Annotated in this window: 13 protein-coding genes; 7 read left to right on the top strand and 6 right to left on the bottom strand. The window is 67.5% G+C overall.

Annotated elements, in window-relative coordinates:
- Positions 1-11: 11 nt before the first annotated feature.
- Positions 12-1,232 (bottom strand): septation protein SepH, encoded by a 1,221-nt coding sequence (gene sepH / locus K8P10_RS07765; RefSeq protein ID WP_224778385.1) that lies wholly within the window; start codon positions 1,230-1,232, stop codon positions 12-14.
- A 207-nt stretch (positions 1,233-1,439) separates the two neighbouring features.
- Between sepH and K8P10_RS07770 the strand changes: the two genes are divergently transcribed.
- Positions 1,440-1,730, top strand: a complete 291-nt coding sequence (locus tag K8P10_RS07770; RefSeq protein WP_224778386.1) for a DUF4193 domain-containing protein — start codon at positions 1,440-1,442, stop codon at positions 1,728-1,730.
- 155 nt (positions 1,731-1,885) lie between these two features.
- On the opposite strand, the gene K8P10_RS07775 is transcribed toward K8P10_RS07770, so the two are convergent.
- Positions 1,886-2,335: a DUF3093 domain-containing protein gene (locus K8P10_RS07775; RefSeq protein ID WP_224778387.1), complete on the bottom strand. Its 450-nt coding sequence runs from the start codon at positions 2,333-2,335 to the stop codon at positions 1,886-1,888.
- A gap of 96 nt (positions 2,336-2,431) precedes the next feature.
- Between K8P10_RS07775 and dut the strand changes: the two genes are divergently transcribed.
- From dut to dxs, 5 genes are all read left to right on the top strand, one after another.
- On the top strand, positions 2,432-2,899 hold the full coding sequence (gene dut, locus K8P10_RS07780) for a dUTP diphosphatase (protein ID WP_224778388.1): 468 nt from the start codon (positions 2,432-2,434) through the stop codon (positions 2,897-2,899).
- Positions 2,900-2,949: 50 nt separating this feature from the next.
- Positions 2,950-3,651 (top strand): DUF3710 domain-containing protein, encoded by a 702-nt coding sequence (locus tag K8P10_RS07785; RefSeq protein ID WP_224778389.1) that lies wholly within the window; start codon positions 2,950-2,952, stop codon positions 3,649-3,651.
- Positions 3,648-4,433 (top strand): DUF3159 domain-containing protein, encoded by a 786-nt coding sequence (locus tag K8P10_RS07790; protein WP_224778390.1) that lies wholly within the window; start codon positions 3,648-3,650, stop codon positions 4,431-4,433. Before K8P10_RS07785 ends, K8P10_RS07790 begins: the two co-directional genes overlap by 4 nt.
- A 129-nt stretch (positions 4,434-4,562) precedes the next feature.
- On the top strand, positions 4,563-7,250 hold the full coding sequence (gene acnA, locus K8P10_RS07795) for an aconitate hydratase AcnA (RefSeq protein WP_224778391.1): 2,688 nt from the start codon (positions 4,563-4,565) through the stop codon (positions 7,248-7,250).
- Between the two features lie 157 nt (positions 7,251-7,407).
- On the top strand, positions 7,408-9,309 hold the full coding sequence (dxs, locus tag K8P10_RS07800; protein WP_224781237.1) for a 1-deoxy-D-xylulose-5-phosphate synthase: 1,902 nt from the start codon (positions 7,408-7,410) through the stop codon (positions 9,307-9,309).
- 61 nt (positions 9,310-9,370) lie between these two features.
- On the opposite strand, the gene K8P10_RS07805 is transcribed toward dxs, so the two are convergent.
- The 4 genes from K8P10_RS07805 to K8P10_RS07820 all read right to left on the bottom strand — a co-directional run bounded on the left by K8P10_RS07805 (position 9,371) and on the right by K8P10_RS07820 (position 14,609).
- Positions 9,371-11,506, bottom strand: coding sequence for a 3-hydroxyacyl-CoA dehydrogenase NAD-binding domain-containing protein (locus K8P10_RS07805; RefSeq protein ID WP_224778392.1), 2,136 nt, complete (start codon positions 11,504-11,506; stop codon positions 9,371-9,373).
- A gap of 5 nt (positions 11,507-11,511) precedes the next feature.
- The gene (locus tag K8P10_RS07810; RefSeq protein WP_224778393.1) at positions 11,512-12,729 is read right to left on the bottom strand and encodes a thiolase family protein; all 1,218 of its coding nucleotides are present in this window, start codon (positions 12,727-12,729) and stop codon (positions 11,512-11,514) included.
- Positions 12,730-12,799: 70 nt separating this feature from the next.
- Positions 12,800-13,951 (bottom strand): HRDC domain-containing protein, encoded by a 1,152-nt coding sequence (locus tag K8P10_RS07815; RefSeq protein WP_224781238.1) that lies wholly within the window; start codon positions 13,949-13,951, stop codon positions 12,800-12,802.
- Between the two features lie 28 nt (positions 13,952-13,979).
- Positions 13,980-14,609, bottom strand: a complete 630-nt coding sequence (locus K8P10_RS07820) for a DUF3000 domain-containing protein (protein WP_370632001.1) — start codon at positions 14,607-14,609, stop codon at positions 13,980-13,982.
- 108 nt (positions 14,610-14,717) lie between these two features.
- On the opposite strand from K8P10_RS07820, the gene zapE reads away from it, so the two are divergent.
- Entirely contained in the window at positions 14,718-15,779 is a 1,062-nt protein-coding gene (gene zapE, locus K8P10_RS07825; protein ID WP_224778395.1) for a cell division protein ZapE, read from the top strand.
- Positions 15,780-15,797: the final 18 nt, after the last annotated feature.

Genomic DNA, 15,797 nt, shown 5'->3' on the forward strand with positions numbered 1-15,797 from the left:
GCCGAGCAGCGTCAGCGCGGGTCCTCGTCGCTCTTCGTGCCGAAGAGGATGTCGTCCCAGCTCGGGATCGACGCGCGTCGCCTGCCGCGCGTCTGCCGGTCGGCGTCACCGGTCGGCGCCGGGCCGATCACGGGTCGATCGGAGCGGGAGGACGGAACCGACTGATCCTGCGCTCCGTCGGACTCCGGAGCCACGCTGCGTCCCGTGAAATCACGGGTCGACGACGTGTCCGACGGCTTTCGGTCGGCACCGTTACCGTCCTGGCGCCGCACAGGAGCCGTGTCGTCCGCCGAAGAACGGGCGGGCGCCTCGGTTTCGCCGAACGACGGGGCCTTGGCTTCCTCGTCCGACTGCGGAATCTCACGCTCCCAGTCGTCTTCGGGTCGTTCCTGCTCCCGCTGACCGCGACGGCGGCGGAGTGCGTCGAGCAGGTCTGCCGTCTGGCCGTAATCGGTCTCAGCGTCCGGACCCGTGCGGATGCTTCGCTGTTCGATCTCCCGTCTCCGGGTGTACTCATCGACGGGCTCGCGGCGACGACCGCGCGGATCGGCGTCCTCCGATTCATCAGAGGCTTCCGTCGTTGCACCGGACGCTGCCCCGACGGGAGACTCCGTATCGACGTCGGTCTCGTGCGCGTGCTGCGCCTCCGCTTCGACGGCGCGGAGGCGGGGGATCAGCCGATCCCCGACGTCCTCCTGGCGCGACAACGAGGCCGCGTCGGAGGTCTGCGGTGACAGAAGACTTTTCCGATGATCGAATGACCATACGGCGCGATGGGCGATGTCGTGCGAGATGAAGTCCAACCCGACCATCCAGCCCTGCTCCTCATCGCGCCAGGAGGACCACTCGGCGTCCGTCGCTGACAGTCCTTCGAGCCGCTCGGCGATCACGGCGCCGAACTGCTCGAGACCGTCGGCCTCGTTGGCGGTGCGCACGGGCACTGCGTGCGCACGTTCCAGAATGTAGCGGCGCTCCGCCAGCACCGGCTCCTCGTAGCGTTCGATATCGGCGTCCGCGAGGCCAGTGATCTCTGCGACCTCGGAACGTGACTTGCCCGCCCGGATGAGCGCCTGGATCTCGCGCGGTTTCACCTTGCGATTCGTCTCGCGTCGACTGAGGTGTCGCACCTCGCTGATGACGGTGTCGTCGACGATGAAGCGGAACTCCTGTCCCGTATCCGTCGCGACGATGAGCGACTGCTCCTCGCGTCGTACCAATCGAAGTTCGTCCATGATCACTTCCTCCCGCACACTCGCGAACAGCCTTGCACAGGCGCGGCCGGACGGCGGTGATTGAGCCGGGCGATGCGTCGAAATCTCACGGTCGGATCGCCCCGTGCAGGGTTCTTTCAGCGCGGGTTTGCATTCACAGGCGTACGTGGGGCAGACTATGGCCGCTTAGGACGTGAAGTGCCACCGTGCACGGGAATGCAGGAGAGAATGGCTACCGATTACGACGCCCCCCGCAAATCCGAAGAAGAGACCGATTCGATCGAGGCTCTGAAGGAACGCGTTCCCGCGAAGGGCGGCTCCGCGATCGACTCGGAGGATGCCGACAACCCGAGTTTCGATCTGGGCGGGTCAGATCTCTCTGATGTGGAGCTCGACGTGGTCGTGCTCCCGCAGCAGGACGACGAATTCACGTGCGTCAGCTGCTTCCTGGTGCGTCACCGCTCGCAGATCGACCACGAGACGGACCTCGGTCCCATCTGCCGGGAGTGCGCAGCCTAGTCTGAAACGCAGCGCGTTTCGGACCGGCTGCGGTGCCGCCCACGGCGGCATCCCACGGAGCGAAGCGCGGGGTGGCAGCCTAGTCTGAAACGCAGCGCGTTTCGGACCGGCTGCGGTGCCGCCCACGGCGGCATCCCACGGAGCGAAGCGCTTGCTTATCCGGCGCGTAGCGCGGCGGCGAGGGCCTGGGGCTTCCGCGAGGTGATGATCCAGTAGGGCGCCGGATCCTGCGCATCGAGGTTCGGGATGCGGAGCCCCTCACGGATCCATCCGCGGACGACGAGGTGGGCGCGCGCGTCGAGGTCGACGCCGATCGCGCGGCGGAGTTCCTCTCGTCCGATGAGCTCGGGCTCGCCGAGGAGCGACACCGGAATGTGCGCACGCCCGGCGGTCAGCATCCCGTTCTCGACGCGCACGGTGGGGCTCAGCGACGCCAGGATCGCGAAGACGATGGCGTACACGATGATCGCCCCGGGTAACGCGATTGCGGCGTCGATCGGGGTGAGGACGAGCGTCACGGCTGGGATGAGGAAGACTGCGGTGATGATGAACATGACCGCGCTCGGCCAGAGGCGCTCGCGGTACCGCGTGGTGGTTTCGGCCATCCCTCCATTATCGGTGATCCGGGTGTGCGTTCGCCGCTCGCCCACCCACGGGTCCCGGTTCAGCCGACCGCGGGGCTGATCGGATAGCCTTGCCGGGTGAGTGAAGTCGTAGAGGTAGAGATCGTGGCCGACCAGCTTCCCGCGTACGCCCTTCCGGGTGACGCCGGAGCGGATCTCCGGGCGAGTGAGGCGGTCACGCTGGGCCCCGGCGAGCGGGCCCTCATCGGGACCGGCGTGTCGTTCGCGCTGCCCGAGGGGTACGCCGCCTTCGTGATGCCGCGCAGCGGTCTCGCCGCGAAGCACGGCATCACGGTGCTGAACGCACCCGGCACCGTCGACGCGGGGTATCGCGGCGAGGTGAAGGTGACGCTGTTGAATACGGACCGGGAGTCCTCGTTCGAGGTGCAGCCGGGTGATCGCATCGCTCAGTTGGTGTTCATGCGCGTGGCGCGGGCGGAGTTCACGAGCGTCGAGTCGCTCCCCGAGAGCGTCCGCGGGCAGGGCGGGTTCGGCTCGACCGGTGTCGGCCAGCGCTCCGCGGAGCCCGCGTCCGCCGACGCATAATGGAACACTGCACGGACTGAACAGAGAGTTTCGAGGAGGAACGACGGATCATGGCAGATGCAGCAGGCGCTGAGCCGCAGAGCGAGCACGAGGACGCGGCAGGAGCCGTCGAGGTGCGCGAAGACCAGCCGGAGGAGATTGACGAGTCCAAGTCGGGCCCGGAGGACCGGGCGACGGCGGGCCCGTTCGACGTTTCCGAGGTGACCGCCATGCGTCCGTACGTCGACCTCGGCGGCATTAAGGTGGCGCCGCGCGAAGGATTGCAGATGCGACTCGACGTCGACGATCGCCAAAAGCGCGTCGTGGCGGTCACGCTGACGTTCGGGTCGTCCGCCGTTCAGGTCCAGGCGTATTCCGCCCCGAAGTCGCTCGGGTTGTGGCATCAGATCCGTGCGGGAATCGCGAAGCAGGTCTCCGGCCAGGGCGCGAAGACGTCTGAGGAGGTCGGCACGCTCGGACCGGAGCTGATCGTGGTCACGCAGGTTCCCGAGGCCCAGGGCGGTGGCGAGCGGACGATCCGCTTCGTCGGTGTCGACGGTCCCCGCTGGGTGCTGCGCGGCGCGATCATGGGCGAGGCGGCGACGGATGCCGCTGCTCGGGAGCAGATCTTCGAACTCATTCGCGACCTCGTCGTCGTGCGCGGGGATCAGCCGATGCCTCCGAACGAGCTGCTGCCCCTCAAGGTGCCCGCGGGCGCGCAGCAGGGCGGGACGGCGCAGGCCAGCGGTCAGACCGGCACGCAGAGCGCATGACGTTGTCGCGCGAGGACGGCGACGAACCGGACGAACGCTCGTCCTCGGAAGGGTCCGAGGACGAGTCGGGCGGAGCTGATCATCGCGCGCAGATCGTGGGTGAACAGCTTTCGCGCACCGTCCGTGCCGGGCTCGAGGGGGAGCGGGTCACCTCGCAGGGCGTGCTCGAGGCCATCGGCGGGTGGCGCGGCGTCTTCGAGGCCATTGTCCCTGGCGCCGTGTACCTCGGGGTGTACACCTTCACGCAGGATCCGCGCGTCTCAGCGATTGCTCCTGCGATCCTCGCACTGATCGCCGTCGCGATCCGGCTCCTGCGACGCGAGCCGCTCGCATCGGCGCTCTCGGGCGCGCTCGCGGTGGGCGTGTGCGTACTGGCGACGCTCGTGACCGGCCGCGGTGAGGACTACTTCCTCCCGGGATTCTGGACGTCGGGAGCCTGGGCTGCCGGGCTCATCATTTCGCTGCTCGTCGGCTGGCCGCTCATCGGATTCGCGTTCGGAGCGCTTCGCGGAGACTTCACCGCGTGGCGCAGCGAACCCGCGCTCAAACGCGCTGCGACAATCTGCACGTTGATCTGGCTCGCCATGTTCGTCTCACGACTCGCAGTCCAGCTCCCGATGTACTTCGGCGGCCACGTCGGGGCGCTCGGGGTCGCCCGTCTGGTGATGGGTATCCCGCTGTTCGCGCTCGTCATTCTCCTGAGCTGGCTCATCCTCAGCCGCTTCCCTCGATCATCAGATGAATCTGAGGCTACGACTGGGGACGACGCGCCATCGGTGTGACCGCGAGACCGTCGCGAAGCGTGTAGAATTATCTCGACATCGAGATAAATCGGTCTCAGGTGCGGCGCCCGTCGGAAAAGGTGCGCGACGGCCGCATCAGGTGCACACTAGAACTCAGCAGCACCCGACATGAAGAGGAGAGCGGCCGTGGGAGCAGTCAATAGCTTCGGTGCCCGGAGCACACTCGCCGTTGGCGAGAAAGAGTACGAGATCTACCGGATCGATCAGGTCCCGGGCCACGAGCGGCTGCCGTACAGCCTGAAGGTGCTGCTCGAGAACCTGCTGCGCACCGAAGACGGAGCCAACGTCGCCCGTGAGCACATCGAGGCGCTCGGCAACTGGGATCCGAACGCCGATCCCGACACCGAGATCCAGTTCACCCCTGCGCGCGTCATCATGCAGGACTTCACCGGGGTGCCCTGCGTCGTCGACCTCGCCACCATGCGCGAGGCCGTCGTCGACCTCGGAGGCGACGCCAGCAAGATCAACCCGCTCGCACCGGCAGAGCTCGTGATCGACCACTCCGTGATCTCGGACGTCTACGGAACGCCCGACGCGTTCGCGAAGAACGTGGAGATCGAGTACCAGCGGAACGGTGAGCGCTACCAGTTCCTCCGCTGGGGCCAGGGCGCCTTCGACGACTTCAAGGTCGTCCCGCCTGGCACCGGCATCGTCCACCAGGTCAACATCGAGTACCTGGCCCGCGTCACGTTCACCCGTGAGGTCGAGGGCACGCTTCAGGCCTACCCCGACACCTGCGTCGGCACCGACTCGCACACCACAATGGAGAACGGCATCGGCGTGCTCGGCTGGGGCGTCGGAGGCATCGAGGCGGAGGCCGCGATGCTCGGTCAGCCGATCTCGATGCTCATTCCGCGCGTCGTCGGATTCAAGCTCTCCGGTCAGATCCCGGCAGGCGTCACCGCGACCGACGTGGTCCTCACGATCACCCAGATGCTGCGTGCACACGGAGTGGTCGGCAAGTTCGTCGAGTTCTACGGTGAGGGCGTCGGCGCAGTGCCGCTCGCGAACCGCGCCACGATCGGCAACATGAGCCCCGAGTTCGGTTCGACGGCCGCCATGTTCCCGATCGACGACGTGACCCTCGACTACCTGCGACTCACCGGCCGCCCCGAGGAGCAGATCGACCTCGTGCGCGCCTACGCGCAGGAGCAGGGCATGTGGCACGATCCCGCCCAGGAGCCCGAGTTCAGCGAGTACCTCGAGCTCGATCTCTCGACCGTCGTGGCGTCGATCGCCGGCCCGAAGCGTCCCCAGGACCGCATCGAGCTCACCGCAGCGAAGACGCAGTTCGAGCGCGATCTGCAGAACTACGCCGACGCCGCCAACCCGGCACTGGTGAAGGACGTCACCGGTCGCGAGTTCACGCTCGACCACGGTGCCGTGACGCTGGCCTCCATCACGTCGTGCACGAACACCTCGAATCCGTCCGTGATGCTCGCAGCCGGCGTGCTCGCGAAGAACGCGAACGAGCGCGGACTCAAGGCGAAGCCCTGGGTCAAGACCACGCTGGCCCCCGGTTCGAAGGTCGTCACCGACTACTACGAGAAGTCGGGCCTCACCTCGCACCTCGAGTCACTCGGCTTCTTCCTGGTGGGCTACGGCTGCACGACGTGCATCGGCAACTCGGGCCCGATCATCCCCGAGGTCTCGCAGGCGGTCAACGATAACGATCTCGCGGTCACGGCTGTCCTTTCGGGCAACCGCAACTTCGAGGGTCGCATCAACCCCGACATCAAGATGAACTACCTCGCGAGCCCGCCGCTCGTCATCGCCTACGCGCTCGCCGGGTCGATGGACTTCGACTTCGACTCCGAGCCGCTCGGTGAGGACTCCGAGGGCAACGACGTCTATCTTCGGGACATCTGGCCGGATCCGACCGAGGTCGAGGAGATCGCGAGCGCGTCGATCGACTCCGACATGTTCACCGAGAAGTACGCCGGCGTCTTCGACGGCGACGAGCTGTGGCGATCGCTGCCGACGCCGGCCGGCGACACCTTCGAGTGGGACGGCAAGTCGACGTACGTGCGGAAGCCTCCGTACTTCGAGGGCATGTCGCTCGAGCCGTCGCCCGTCACCGACATCTCGGGTGCACGCGTGCTCGCGAAGCTCGGCGACTCCGTCACGACCGACCACATCAGCCCCGCAGGCAACATCAAGGCGGACACCCCCGCCGGGCAGTACCTCTCGGAGAACGGCATCGCGCCGAAGGACTTCAACTCCTACGGCTCGCGCCGTGGCAACCACGAGGTCATGATCCGCGGTACGTTCGCGAACATCCGTCTGCGGAACCAGCTGCTCGACGGCGTCGAGGGCGGGTACACTCGCGACTTCACGCAGGAGGGCGCTCCGCAGGCCTTCATCTACGATGCTTCCCAGCACTACCAGGAGGCCGGCATCCCGCTCGTCGTTCTGGGCGGCAAGGAGTACGGTTCCGGCTCATCGCGCGACTGGGCAGCGAAGGGTACGAGCCTGCTCGGCGTGAAGGCCGTCATCACCGAGAGCTTCGAGCGGATCCACCGTTCGAACCTCATCGGCATGGGCGTCCTGCCGCTGCAGTTCCCTGCGGGCGAGAGCGCCGAGTCGCTCGGACTCGACGGAACCGAGACCTTCGATATCTCGGGCATCGAGGTTCTGAACGACGGCTCTACCCCGAAGACGGTGCACGTCACGGCCACCCGCGAAAACGGCGAAACCGTCGAGTTCGACGCGGTCGTCCGCATCGACACCCCGGGTGAGGCTGACTACTACCGCAACGGCGGCATCCTGCAGTACGTGCTGCGGTCGCTCGTGTAGGGTTTTCGCGCTCGACCCGCGAGAGGGGGCGTCGGATCTGATCCGACGCCCCCTTTTCGTGTCCACCCCCGTCCGCGTGCCCCGCGGGGACGGGCACCCGGAGTAGGATGAAAGGATGAACTCGGGAGCGACCCGAGGCGAAAGGCGGGGGCAGCCGGTGACGATTCTCGACCGTATCCAGGGACCTCGTGATCTCGACGCCCTCTCGCTTGAGGAGCGACGTATGCTGGCCGCTGAGATCCGGGAGTTCCTCATCGCGGAGGTCGCGAAGACGGGCGGGCATCTCGGTCCGAACCTCGGGGTCGTCGAGCTGACGATCGCCATGCACCGGGTCTTCCAGTCGCCTCGCGACCCCATGGTCTTCGACACCGGCCATCAGAGCTACGTCCACAAGCTGCTGACCGGCCGCCAGGATTTCAGCGAGCTTCGCCAGCGCGAGGGCCTCGCCGGCTATCCGCAGCGATCCGAGTCCGAGCACGACATCGTGGAGAACTCGCACGCCTCGACGTCCCTCAGCTGGGCGGACGGGATCTCTCGCGCGTTCGCGCAGACGGGTCAGCGCGACCGCACCGTCGTCGCCGTCGTCGGCGACGGTGCACTCACGGGCGGCATGACGTGGGAGGCGCTCAACAACATCACCGATGACAATGCCCGCGGGCTCGTTATCGTGGTGAACGACAATGGAAGGTCGTACGCTCCCACCATCGGCGGAATGGCGAGGTTCCTGAACTCGGTGCGGACGCAGGACACCTACCTCGACCTGCAGGAGGGGAGCGAGAAGCTCTTCTCGCGTCTGGGGAAGCCCGGCCGGTCCCTGTACCGCGGCGTGCGCGGTGGCCTGCACGGGTTCCTGAGCCGTGCGAGCAACAACGACCACCTCTTCTCGAACCTCGACATCAAGTACCTCGGCCCCATCGACGGCCACGACCTCGAGGCTGTCGAACAGACGCTCAGGCAGGCGAAGGAGTACGGCAGGCCCGCGCTTGTCCACGTGATCACAGAGAAGGGTCGCGGGTACGCTCCCGCGGAGAACGACGAGGCGGACCAGTTCCACGCCATCGGACAGATCGATCCGGGCAGCGGCACTCCGCTCGCGAAGTCGTCGGGGCGCAGCTGGACATCGGTGTTCCGGGATCGGATCGTCGAACTCGCCGACGAGCGGCCCGAGATCGTCGGCATCACGGCGGCTATGCTCGCCCCCACCGGTCTCGACCGCTTCGCCGAACGGCACCCCGATCGCGTTTTCGACGTGGGTATCGCCGAGCAGCACGCCGTCACCTCGGCTGCTGGCCTCGCCTTCGGCGGACTGCACCCCGTCTTCGCGGTGTACGCGACCTTCATGAACCGCGCCGTGGATCAGCTCATCATGGATGTGGCGCTCCACCGTGCAGGGGTCACGTTCGTTCTGGATCGTTCTGGAGTCACGGGACCCGATGGCGCGAGCCATAACGGCGTGTGGGATCTCGCGATGCTGCAGATTGTCCCTGGGATCCGGATCGCCGCCCCGCGCGATGAGGAGACGCTGAACGAGGTCCTCGGCGAGGCCGTCGCGATCGACGACGGGCCCACCGTCGTCCGGTACCCGAAGGGAGCCGTCGGAGAAGATCTGCCGGCGGTGCGCCGCACCGGGGACGGCGTCGATGTGCTCCGCGAGGGCGGCGATGTCTTGTTCGTGACGGTCGGCCCGATGGCGCAGGTCGCGCTCGATGCGGCCGAGATCCTGCAGGAACAGGGGATCACGGCGTCCGTCGTCGATCCTCGCTGGGTTGTTCCGGTCGCCGAATCCGTCGTCGAACTCGCCCGGGAGCACCGACTGCTCATCAGCATCGAGGACGGGATCCGCGTCGGCGGCGTCGGCACACGGATCCGCCAGGCCCTCCGCGACGCCGGCGTCGACACCGCAGTGAGCGAACTCGGGACTCCCGACGAGTTCCTGCCGCACGCGAGCCGGGGCGAGCTCCTCGCCGACGCCGGCCTCACGGCCGAACAGATCGCGGCAGATGTCGCGGCACAGGTGCGCGGAACCAAGATCCCCGTCGCGCGACCCACCGCCGACTAGTCCGTACATCGCGAGAGCGGGCGGACGTCTCCACGACGCCCACCCGCTCTCTGAGTTTCCGCTAGTGCGCTCCGGCGATCCGCGGCTCGTGGAAGTCCGCACCCCGGGCGCGGAGGCTCGCCCCGACACGATCGAGGTAGGGCGTGACCCCACCGGCCTGGAACGGGAAGCCGGCGCCGAGGATCAGGCAGAGATCGATGTCCTCGGCCGCAGCGACCACACCCTCATCGAGCATGATCGAGATCTCGCGCGCGAGCTCGTCTTCGACGCGGTGCAGGATCTCCTCTGGCGCCGATGCGCGCTTACCGACCGTGACGCGCTTGCGGGCGGCCCTCGAGAGATCGGTGACCTTCCCGTGCTTGTTCTTGTCGAGCGGTGACTCGACCTCGGCGAGGGCGTGGAGGTTGTCCGACGCGTAGAACCGATCGGGGAACGCCCGGACCATGGTGTCCTGCACGTGCGCCGCGACCTTCCAGCCGACCAGGTCGATCAGCTCGAACGGCCCCATGGGAAGCCCGATCGGGTCGAGGGCACGCTCCACGACCGGCAGCGGCGTGCCCTCGTCGACGGCGCGCGCAGCCTCGCCCATCACCTTGGCGAGGAGGCGGTTCACCACGAATCCCGGCCGGTCCGCCGTGATGACCGCGCTCTTGCCGAGCTTCTTGGCGGTCGTCATGGCGGTGGCGAGCGTCTCGTCGTCGGTGCGAGCCCCTTTGACCACCTCGATCAGGGGCATAACGGCGACGGGGTTGAAGAAGTGGAAGCCGACGAGGCGCTCAGGCCGCGCCAGGTGGGCTCCGATCTCATCGACGGAGAGCGACGAGGTGTTCGTCGCGAGAACGGCGTCCTCCCGAAGGATCGGCTCGAACTCGCCGAACACCTGCTGCTTGACACCGAGCTCCTCGAAGACCGCTTCGATGACCCAGTCGCAGTCCGCGAACTGCTGGCGATCCGTTGTACCCGTGACGAGCGCGGAGACCTGGTTCGCCGCGTCGCGCGAGAGACGACCCTTCTCGTGCATCTTCTCAATCTCGGTCCGGATGTGCGCGAGTCCCTGATCGACGCGCGCCTGGTCGAGGTCGGTGATAACGACGGGTACCCTGAGCTTCCGCGCGAAGAGGAGCGCGAACTGGCTCGCCATGAGGCCCGCCCCGATCACACCGACCTTCTGCACCTTCCGAGCGAGCTCCTTGTCAGGGGCGCCCGCCGGACGCTTCGCACGCTTCTGCACGAGGTCGAACGCGTAGATCGACGCCGGGAACTGGTCACCCGAAATAAGTTCGGCCAGCGCATCGTCCTCTCGCCGGAAGCCCGCCGCGCGATCGTTGTCGCGCGCGGCCTCGAGCAAGTCGAGGGCGACGTACGGTGCGCGGGGCGCCGGGCCGATCCGCGACTGGAGCGTCTCGCGGGCGATCTTGATGGCCGCAGGCCACTTCACCGTCCGTTCGATCTTGCCCGGCACGTGCGTGCGCTGCACCTTCTCGGCCCCCGTGAGCACCCGATCGGCCCAGAGGATGGACTGCTCGAGGAACCGCGCGGGCCCGAAGATCTCGTCGAAGAGACCGAGTTCGCGTGCCTGCTGCGGCTTCATCATGCGGTTGTTCTTCAACGGGTTCGAGACGATGATCTCAATGGCCTTCTCGATGCCGATGAGGTTCGGCACGATGGTGGCCCCGCCCCAACCCGGAATGATCCCGAGGAACACCTCGGGGAACGCGAGCGCGGCAGCGGACGAGTCGACCGTGCGGTAGTCGCTGTTCAGGGCGATCTCCATCGCCCCGCCGAGGGCGAGACCGTTCACGAACGCGAACGAGGGCACGCCGATCGCTCCGAGCTTGCCGAGCACGAAGTGTCCCAGCTGCGCCATCAGACGGGCGTTGCTCTCCGTGGCGAGCGTGGAGACCCGTGAGAGGTCGGCGCCCGCGGCGAAGATGAACGGCTTGCCGGTGATGGCGACGCCCTGGATCTCGCCGTGCGCAGCGCGCCCGGTGAGCCCGTCGAGCACGCCGTTCAGCTCGTCGAGCGTGCGCGGGCCGAGGGTGTTCGGACGGGTGTGGTCTCGTCCGTTGTCGAGGGTGATGAGCGCCAGCGTCCCGCCTGAGGGGAGTGCGACGTCTCGGACGTAGGAGTGGCTGACGACCTCGTCGGGGTCCGCGGCGAGCAGCGGTGCGAAGTCGATGGAACTGTAGTCGGTCACGCGATTCATCCCTTGCTCTTCTTGGCCGACTTCTTGCCGGTGTAGTGCGGGTTCTCCCAGATCATGCTGCCGCCTTGGCCGAGGCCGACGCACATCGCCGTGAGGCCGAACTGCACGTCGGGGCGCTGCTCGAACTGACGTGCGAGCTGGGTCATCAGCCTGACGCCAGAGGCAGCCAGCGGGTGACCGACGGCGATAGCCCCGCCCCACGGGTTGACCCGGGGATCGTCATCGTCGATGCCGAAGTGGTCGAGGAACGACAGCACCTGCACCGCGAACGCCTCGTTGAGCTCGAAGAGCCCGATGTCGTCGATCGACATGCCCGCGCGTCGGAGCGCTTTCTCGGTCGCGGGAACTGGTCCGAGACCCATGACCTCGGGCTCGACGCCAGCGAAGCCGTAGCCGATGAGACGCATCTTCGTCTGCAGGCCGAGTTCCTTCGCCGTATCACCTCCGGCGAGCAGGGACATCGTGGCACCGTCGGTGAGCGGGGAGGAGGTTCCCGCCGTGACCCGACCGTGCGGGCGGAACGGGGTCTTCAGCTGCGCGAGACCCTCCATGCTCGTCTCGGGGCGACGTCCCTCGTCCTCGGTAGCCATCGACCACCCCTCGGCGGAACGGATCGCGACGGGCACGAGATCGGCCTGAATGTCGCCGCGATCGTACGCCGCTTGCACACGGTGCTGACTGTTCATGCCGAACCGGTCGGCCCGCTCCTTCGTGAGATGCGGGAAGCGGTCGTGGATGCGCTCGGCGGTGATGCCCATGTTCAGCGCCTCGGAGCTCACCAACTTTTCGGCGACGAAGCGGGGGTTCGGGTCCGCGTCCAGCCCGAGCGGGTGCCGACCCATGTGCTCGACACCGCCGGCGACGGCGAGGTCGTACTGGCCCGAGCCGATCGCGCTGCCCATGAAGGAAGCGACAGTCATTGCACCGGCGCACATGCGGTCGAGCGCGAAGCCGGGCACCGACTGCGGCAGTCCGGCGAGCAGCGCTACCGTGCGGCCCAGGGTCAGCCCCTGGTCGCCTTGCTGAGTGGTCGCCGCAATGCCGACATCGTCGATGCGCTCGACGGGGACCTCTGGGTTCCGCTCGAGCAGACCCTGCAGCGCCTTGACCGCGAGGTCATCGGCCCGTGTTCCCCAGTACATGCCCTTCTCACCGGCGCGTCCGAACGGGGTACGCACCCCGTCCACGAACACGACGTCTCTCATTGTGGCCACTATGCCTCCATCGGATCGGGTACCAATACGGAATCCATCTTAGGAAAGCGACAGCTGGGAGGGTCTCCAGTTATGCGATTCCTACAAAAGCTTCGGTGAGAATCGGGGCCGTGATCGAGCGCTGCCACTCACGTGCACCGAGCTCTTCCAACCGCGCGTCCACTGCCTCCACCGTCAGCGGTTCCGGCGGCTGCCACGCGAGTCGCCTGAGCACCTCGGGCGTGAGCAGGTTCTCGCGCGGAATGTTCCAGCGCTCGCACGCCGCGTCGAGGGCCTCGCGAGCAGCCTGGAGGCGCGCCGCAGCATCGGGATGCCGATTCGCCCATGACCGGTGCTGGGGCAGTGTGCCCGGCTCGCGATATCGCAGCTCGGGCAGATCGGTGGTCGTCTTCCCCGCCATGATCGCCTGCCACCATCTCTCCAGTTCGGATCGGCTCGTACGTCCGGAGAAGGATCGGAGCCCCGCCAATGCGCCGGGCGAGCGCGGCCCGGCGGCTGCGGCCGCGACGATCGAGGAGTCAGGGAGCAGCCTGCCGGGAGCCACGTCGCGCTCGCGCGCGAGAGCGTCGCGCGCGAGCCACAGCTCCCTGGCCACCGCGAGATCCCGGGGCGAGCGCAGCTTGCTGAGGCCGGAGAGCCGACGCCAGGGCTGCTCCGCCGGCGGCTTCGGGGTGCGCACCAGGATGTCGGCGAACTCCTGCCTGACGAACTCGCTCTTCTCAGCGCCTTCCAGGTCAGCGGCGATCGCGTCGCGCAGGTCGGGAAGCAGTGCCACGTCGAGCGCTGCGTACTCCAGCCAGGACTCCGGGAGCGGTCTTCGAGACCAATCGGCCGCTGAATGCGCCTTCGCCAGCGTGATGCCGAGCTTGGCCTCCACGAGCGCACCGAGCCCGACACGCTCGTACCCGAGGATGCGCGCGGCGAGCTCGGTGTCGAAGAGGTCGGGCGGGTGCAAACCGAGTTCGTCGAGGCAGGGGATGTCCTGCGTCGCGGCGTGCAGCACCCACTCGGCATCCGCGAGCGCGCGGGCGAGCGGAGCGAAGGATTCGATGCCGAGAGGATCGAACAGGAACGTTCCGGAGCCTCTCCGGAACACCTGCACGAGATACGCGTCGCCGCCGTAGCGGAACCCCGAGGCCCGCTCGGTGTCGATGCCGATGGGCCCCGCCCCCGAGGCAAGAGTCTCTGCGGCCGCGGCCAATGCGGTGTCGTCCTCGACCATGGTCCACGTCAGTGCGAGATCGGTCTGGTCAACCACGTGAGCGCAGCCCCCGATCCGAACCGGGGCGCCGCGTCGCCGCGTGCGCCTGCAACGACGCCACGCCCTCGTGATGCGGGAGCCCCGCGAGCAAGCACAGCAGTTCCGACCACGCCGCCGCATGGGCGTCGAACGTCGTGCCGAGCGGGGTCCACGATGCGCGGAGTTCCAGCTGGGCACCGTCGCCCTGAGACGCGAGCGTTCCGAAGCCGGAGGAGAGCGTCTTGGTCGCCGTTCCGGAAGCGGCGGTGTATTCGGCGTCTCGGGATTCCAGGGCGTCCACGAGCCATGACCATGCCACGTCGACAATGAACGGGTCGACGCCGAGCTCGATCTCCAGGGGAGCCTGGGCGTAGCAGACGATCCGGAACTCGCCGCCCCACTCGGCGGCGGACTCCGGATCGTGCAGGAGCACCAGGCGGCCGGCACCATCGGGGGAGTCGACCGTGGCATTCTCAGCAGCGGCACCTGGCCTCACCCCTGCCGCGAACGCGACGGCGTGCGGAGCGATGTTGTCGGGAGCGGCGATCTCGCGAACGAGCAGTTCGCTCCGGTATCGCGCTCGACGCAGTTGCTCTGCAGCCTCCGCGAACGCTTCCGGAAGACCTCGGTCTGTCGCTATCACACTCGGAACACTAGAGTTCCCTGAGAGTCCCATGAGCATGCCACGCCGGGAAGCGGCGATCCGGGCGTGCTCCGCGCCCGCGCCCGAGCGGTTAAGCTTGCTCCGATGGCTTCAGACGCTCAGCACAGCTCCGCACGACTCGTCCAGCGATCCCCTCGGATCTCGGGTCCAGAACTCGTGGCGACCCTCGTGCCCCCTCCGCAGTTCGACCGCGCGACGTTCGACTCCTACCGTCCCGATCCAGACCACCCTTCGCAGGAGGAGGCCAGGGATACCCTGCGCGCCTTCGCGGGGCCGGCGGCCCCCGTCTCGCGGGGCGGTTTCCTCGGGTTCGGCAAGAAGAAGGCGGAGGCGCGTCAGGGAAGCCCCACCCGTCCAGGTGTGTACCTCGACGGCGGCTTCGGCGTGGGGAAGACGCACCTGCTGGCTGCGACCTGGCACGCTACCGCCGGGCGAAAGTACTTCGGCACCTTCATCGAGTACACAGCGCTCGTGGGAGCGCTCGGGTACACGGGGGCGCTCGGAGTGCTTCAGGGGGCGAAACTCATCTGCATCGACGAGTTCGAACTCGATGATCCGGGCGACACCATGCTGATGACTCGGATGATCGGCGATCTCACCTCAACTGGCTCCCGGATCGTTGCGACCTCGAACACGCCGCCTAACGCGCTCGGGGAGGGGCGGTTCGCAGCATCGGACTTCATGCGCGAGATCCAAGCGATGAGCGACCGATTCGTCACCATCAGGATCGATGGCTCCGACTACCGTCAACGCGAGCTCGACGGCGACGCCGTGGTGCTCAGCGACGATGCGTACCAGTTCGCGCTCGCCGATGCCTCAGCGGCCGGCGAGCGTATGACGGACGACGACTTCAGCGAGCTGATCGCCCACCTCGCAACCGTCCATCCGTCGAGCTATGCAGGGCTGTTGGACGGCGTGCAGGCGATCGGCCTCCGCGGCGTCCACGAACTCACCGACCAGTCGGCGGCGCTCCGCTTCGTCGCGTTCGTCGATCGTGTCTACGACGCGCAGATCCCGATCGCGGCGACCGGCATTCCGCTGACCACCGTCTTCGGCGGCGGCATGCTCGACGGGGGGTACCGGAAGAAATACCTCCGCTGCATGTCGCGCCTCAACGCGCTCACGGCCGAGCAGGTGGCCACCTAACCGCCACCTCGCTCTCCG

This window comes from Leucobacter sp. Psy1 (assembly GCF_020096995.1).
Classification (GTDB): Bacteria; Actinomycetota; Actinomycetes; order Actinomycetales; family Microbacteriaceae; genus Leucobacter.

What these genes read in the sequence shown, in the direction of transcription:
- sepH (WP_224778385.1), bottom strand. Translation starts at nt 1,232, where the DNA reads ATGGACGAACTTCGATTGGTACGACGCGAGGAGCAGTCGCTCATCGTC.
- K8P10_RS07770 (WP_224778386.1), top strand. Translation starts at nt 1,440, where the DNA reads ATGGCTACCGATTACGACGCCCCCCGCAAATCCGAAGAAGAGACCGAT.
- K8P10_RS07775 (WP_224778387.1), bottom strand. Translation starts at nt 2,335, where the DNA reads ATGGCCGAAACCACCACGCGGTACCGCGAGCGCCTCTGGCCGAGCGCG.
- K8P10_RS07785 (WP_224778389.1), top strand. Translation starts at nt 2,950, where the DNA reads ATGGCAGATGCAGCAGGCGCTGAGCCGCAGAGCGAGCACGAGGACGCG.
- K8P10_RS07790 (WP_224778390.1), top strand. Translation starts at nt 3,648, where the DNA reads ATGACGTTGTCGCGCGAGGACGGCGACGAACCGGACGAACGCTCGTCC.
- acnA (WP_224778391.1), top strand. Translation starts at nt 4,563, where the DNA reads ATGAAGAGGAGAGCGGCCGTGGGAGCAGTCAATAGCTTCGGTGCCCGG.
- K8P10_RS07815 (WP_224781238.1), bottom strand. Translation starts at nt 13,951, where the DNA reads ATGGTCGAGGACGACACCGCATTGGCCGCGGCCGCAGAGACTCTTGCC.
- zapE (WP_224778395.1), top strand. Translation starts at nt 14,718, where the DNA reads ATGGCTTCAGACGCTCAGCACAGCTCCGCACGACTCGTCCAGCGATCC.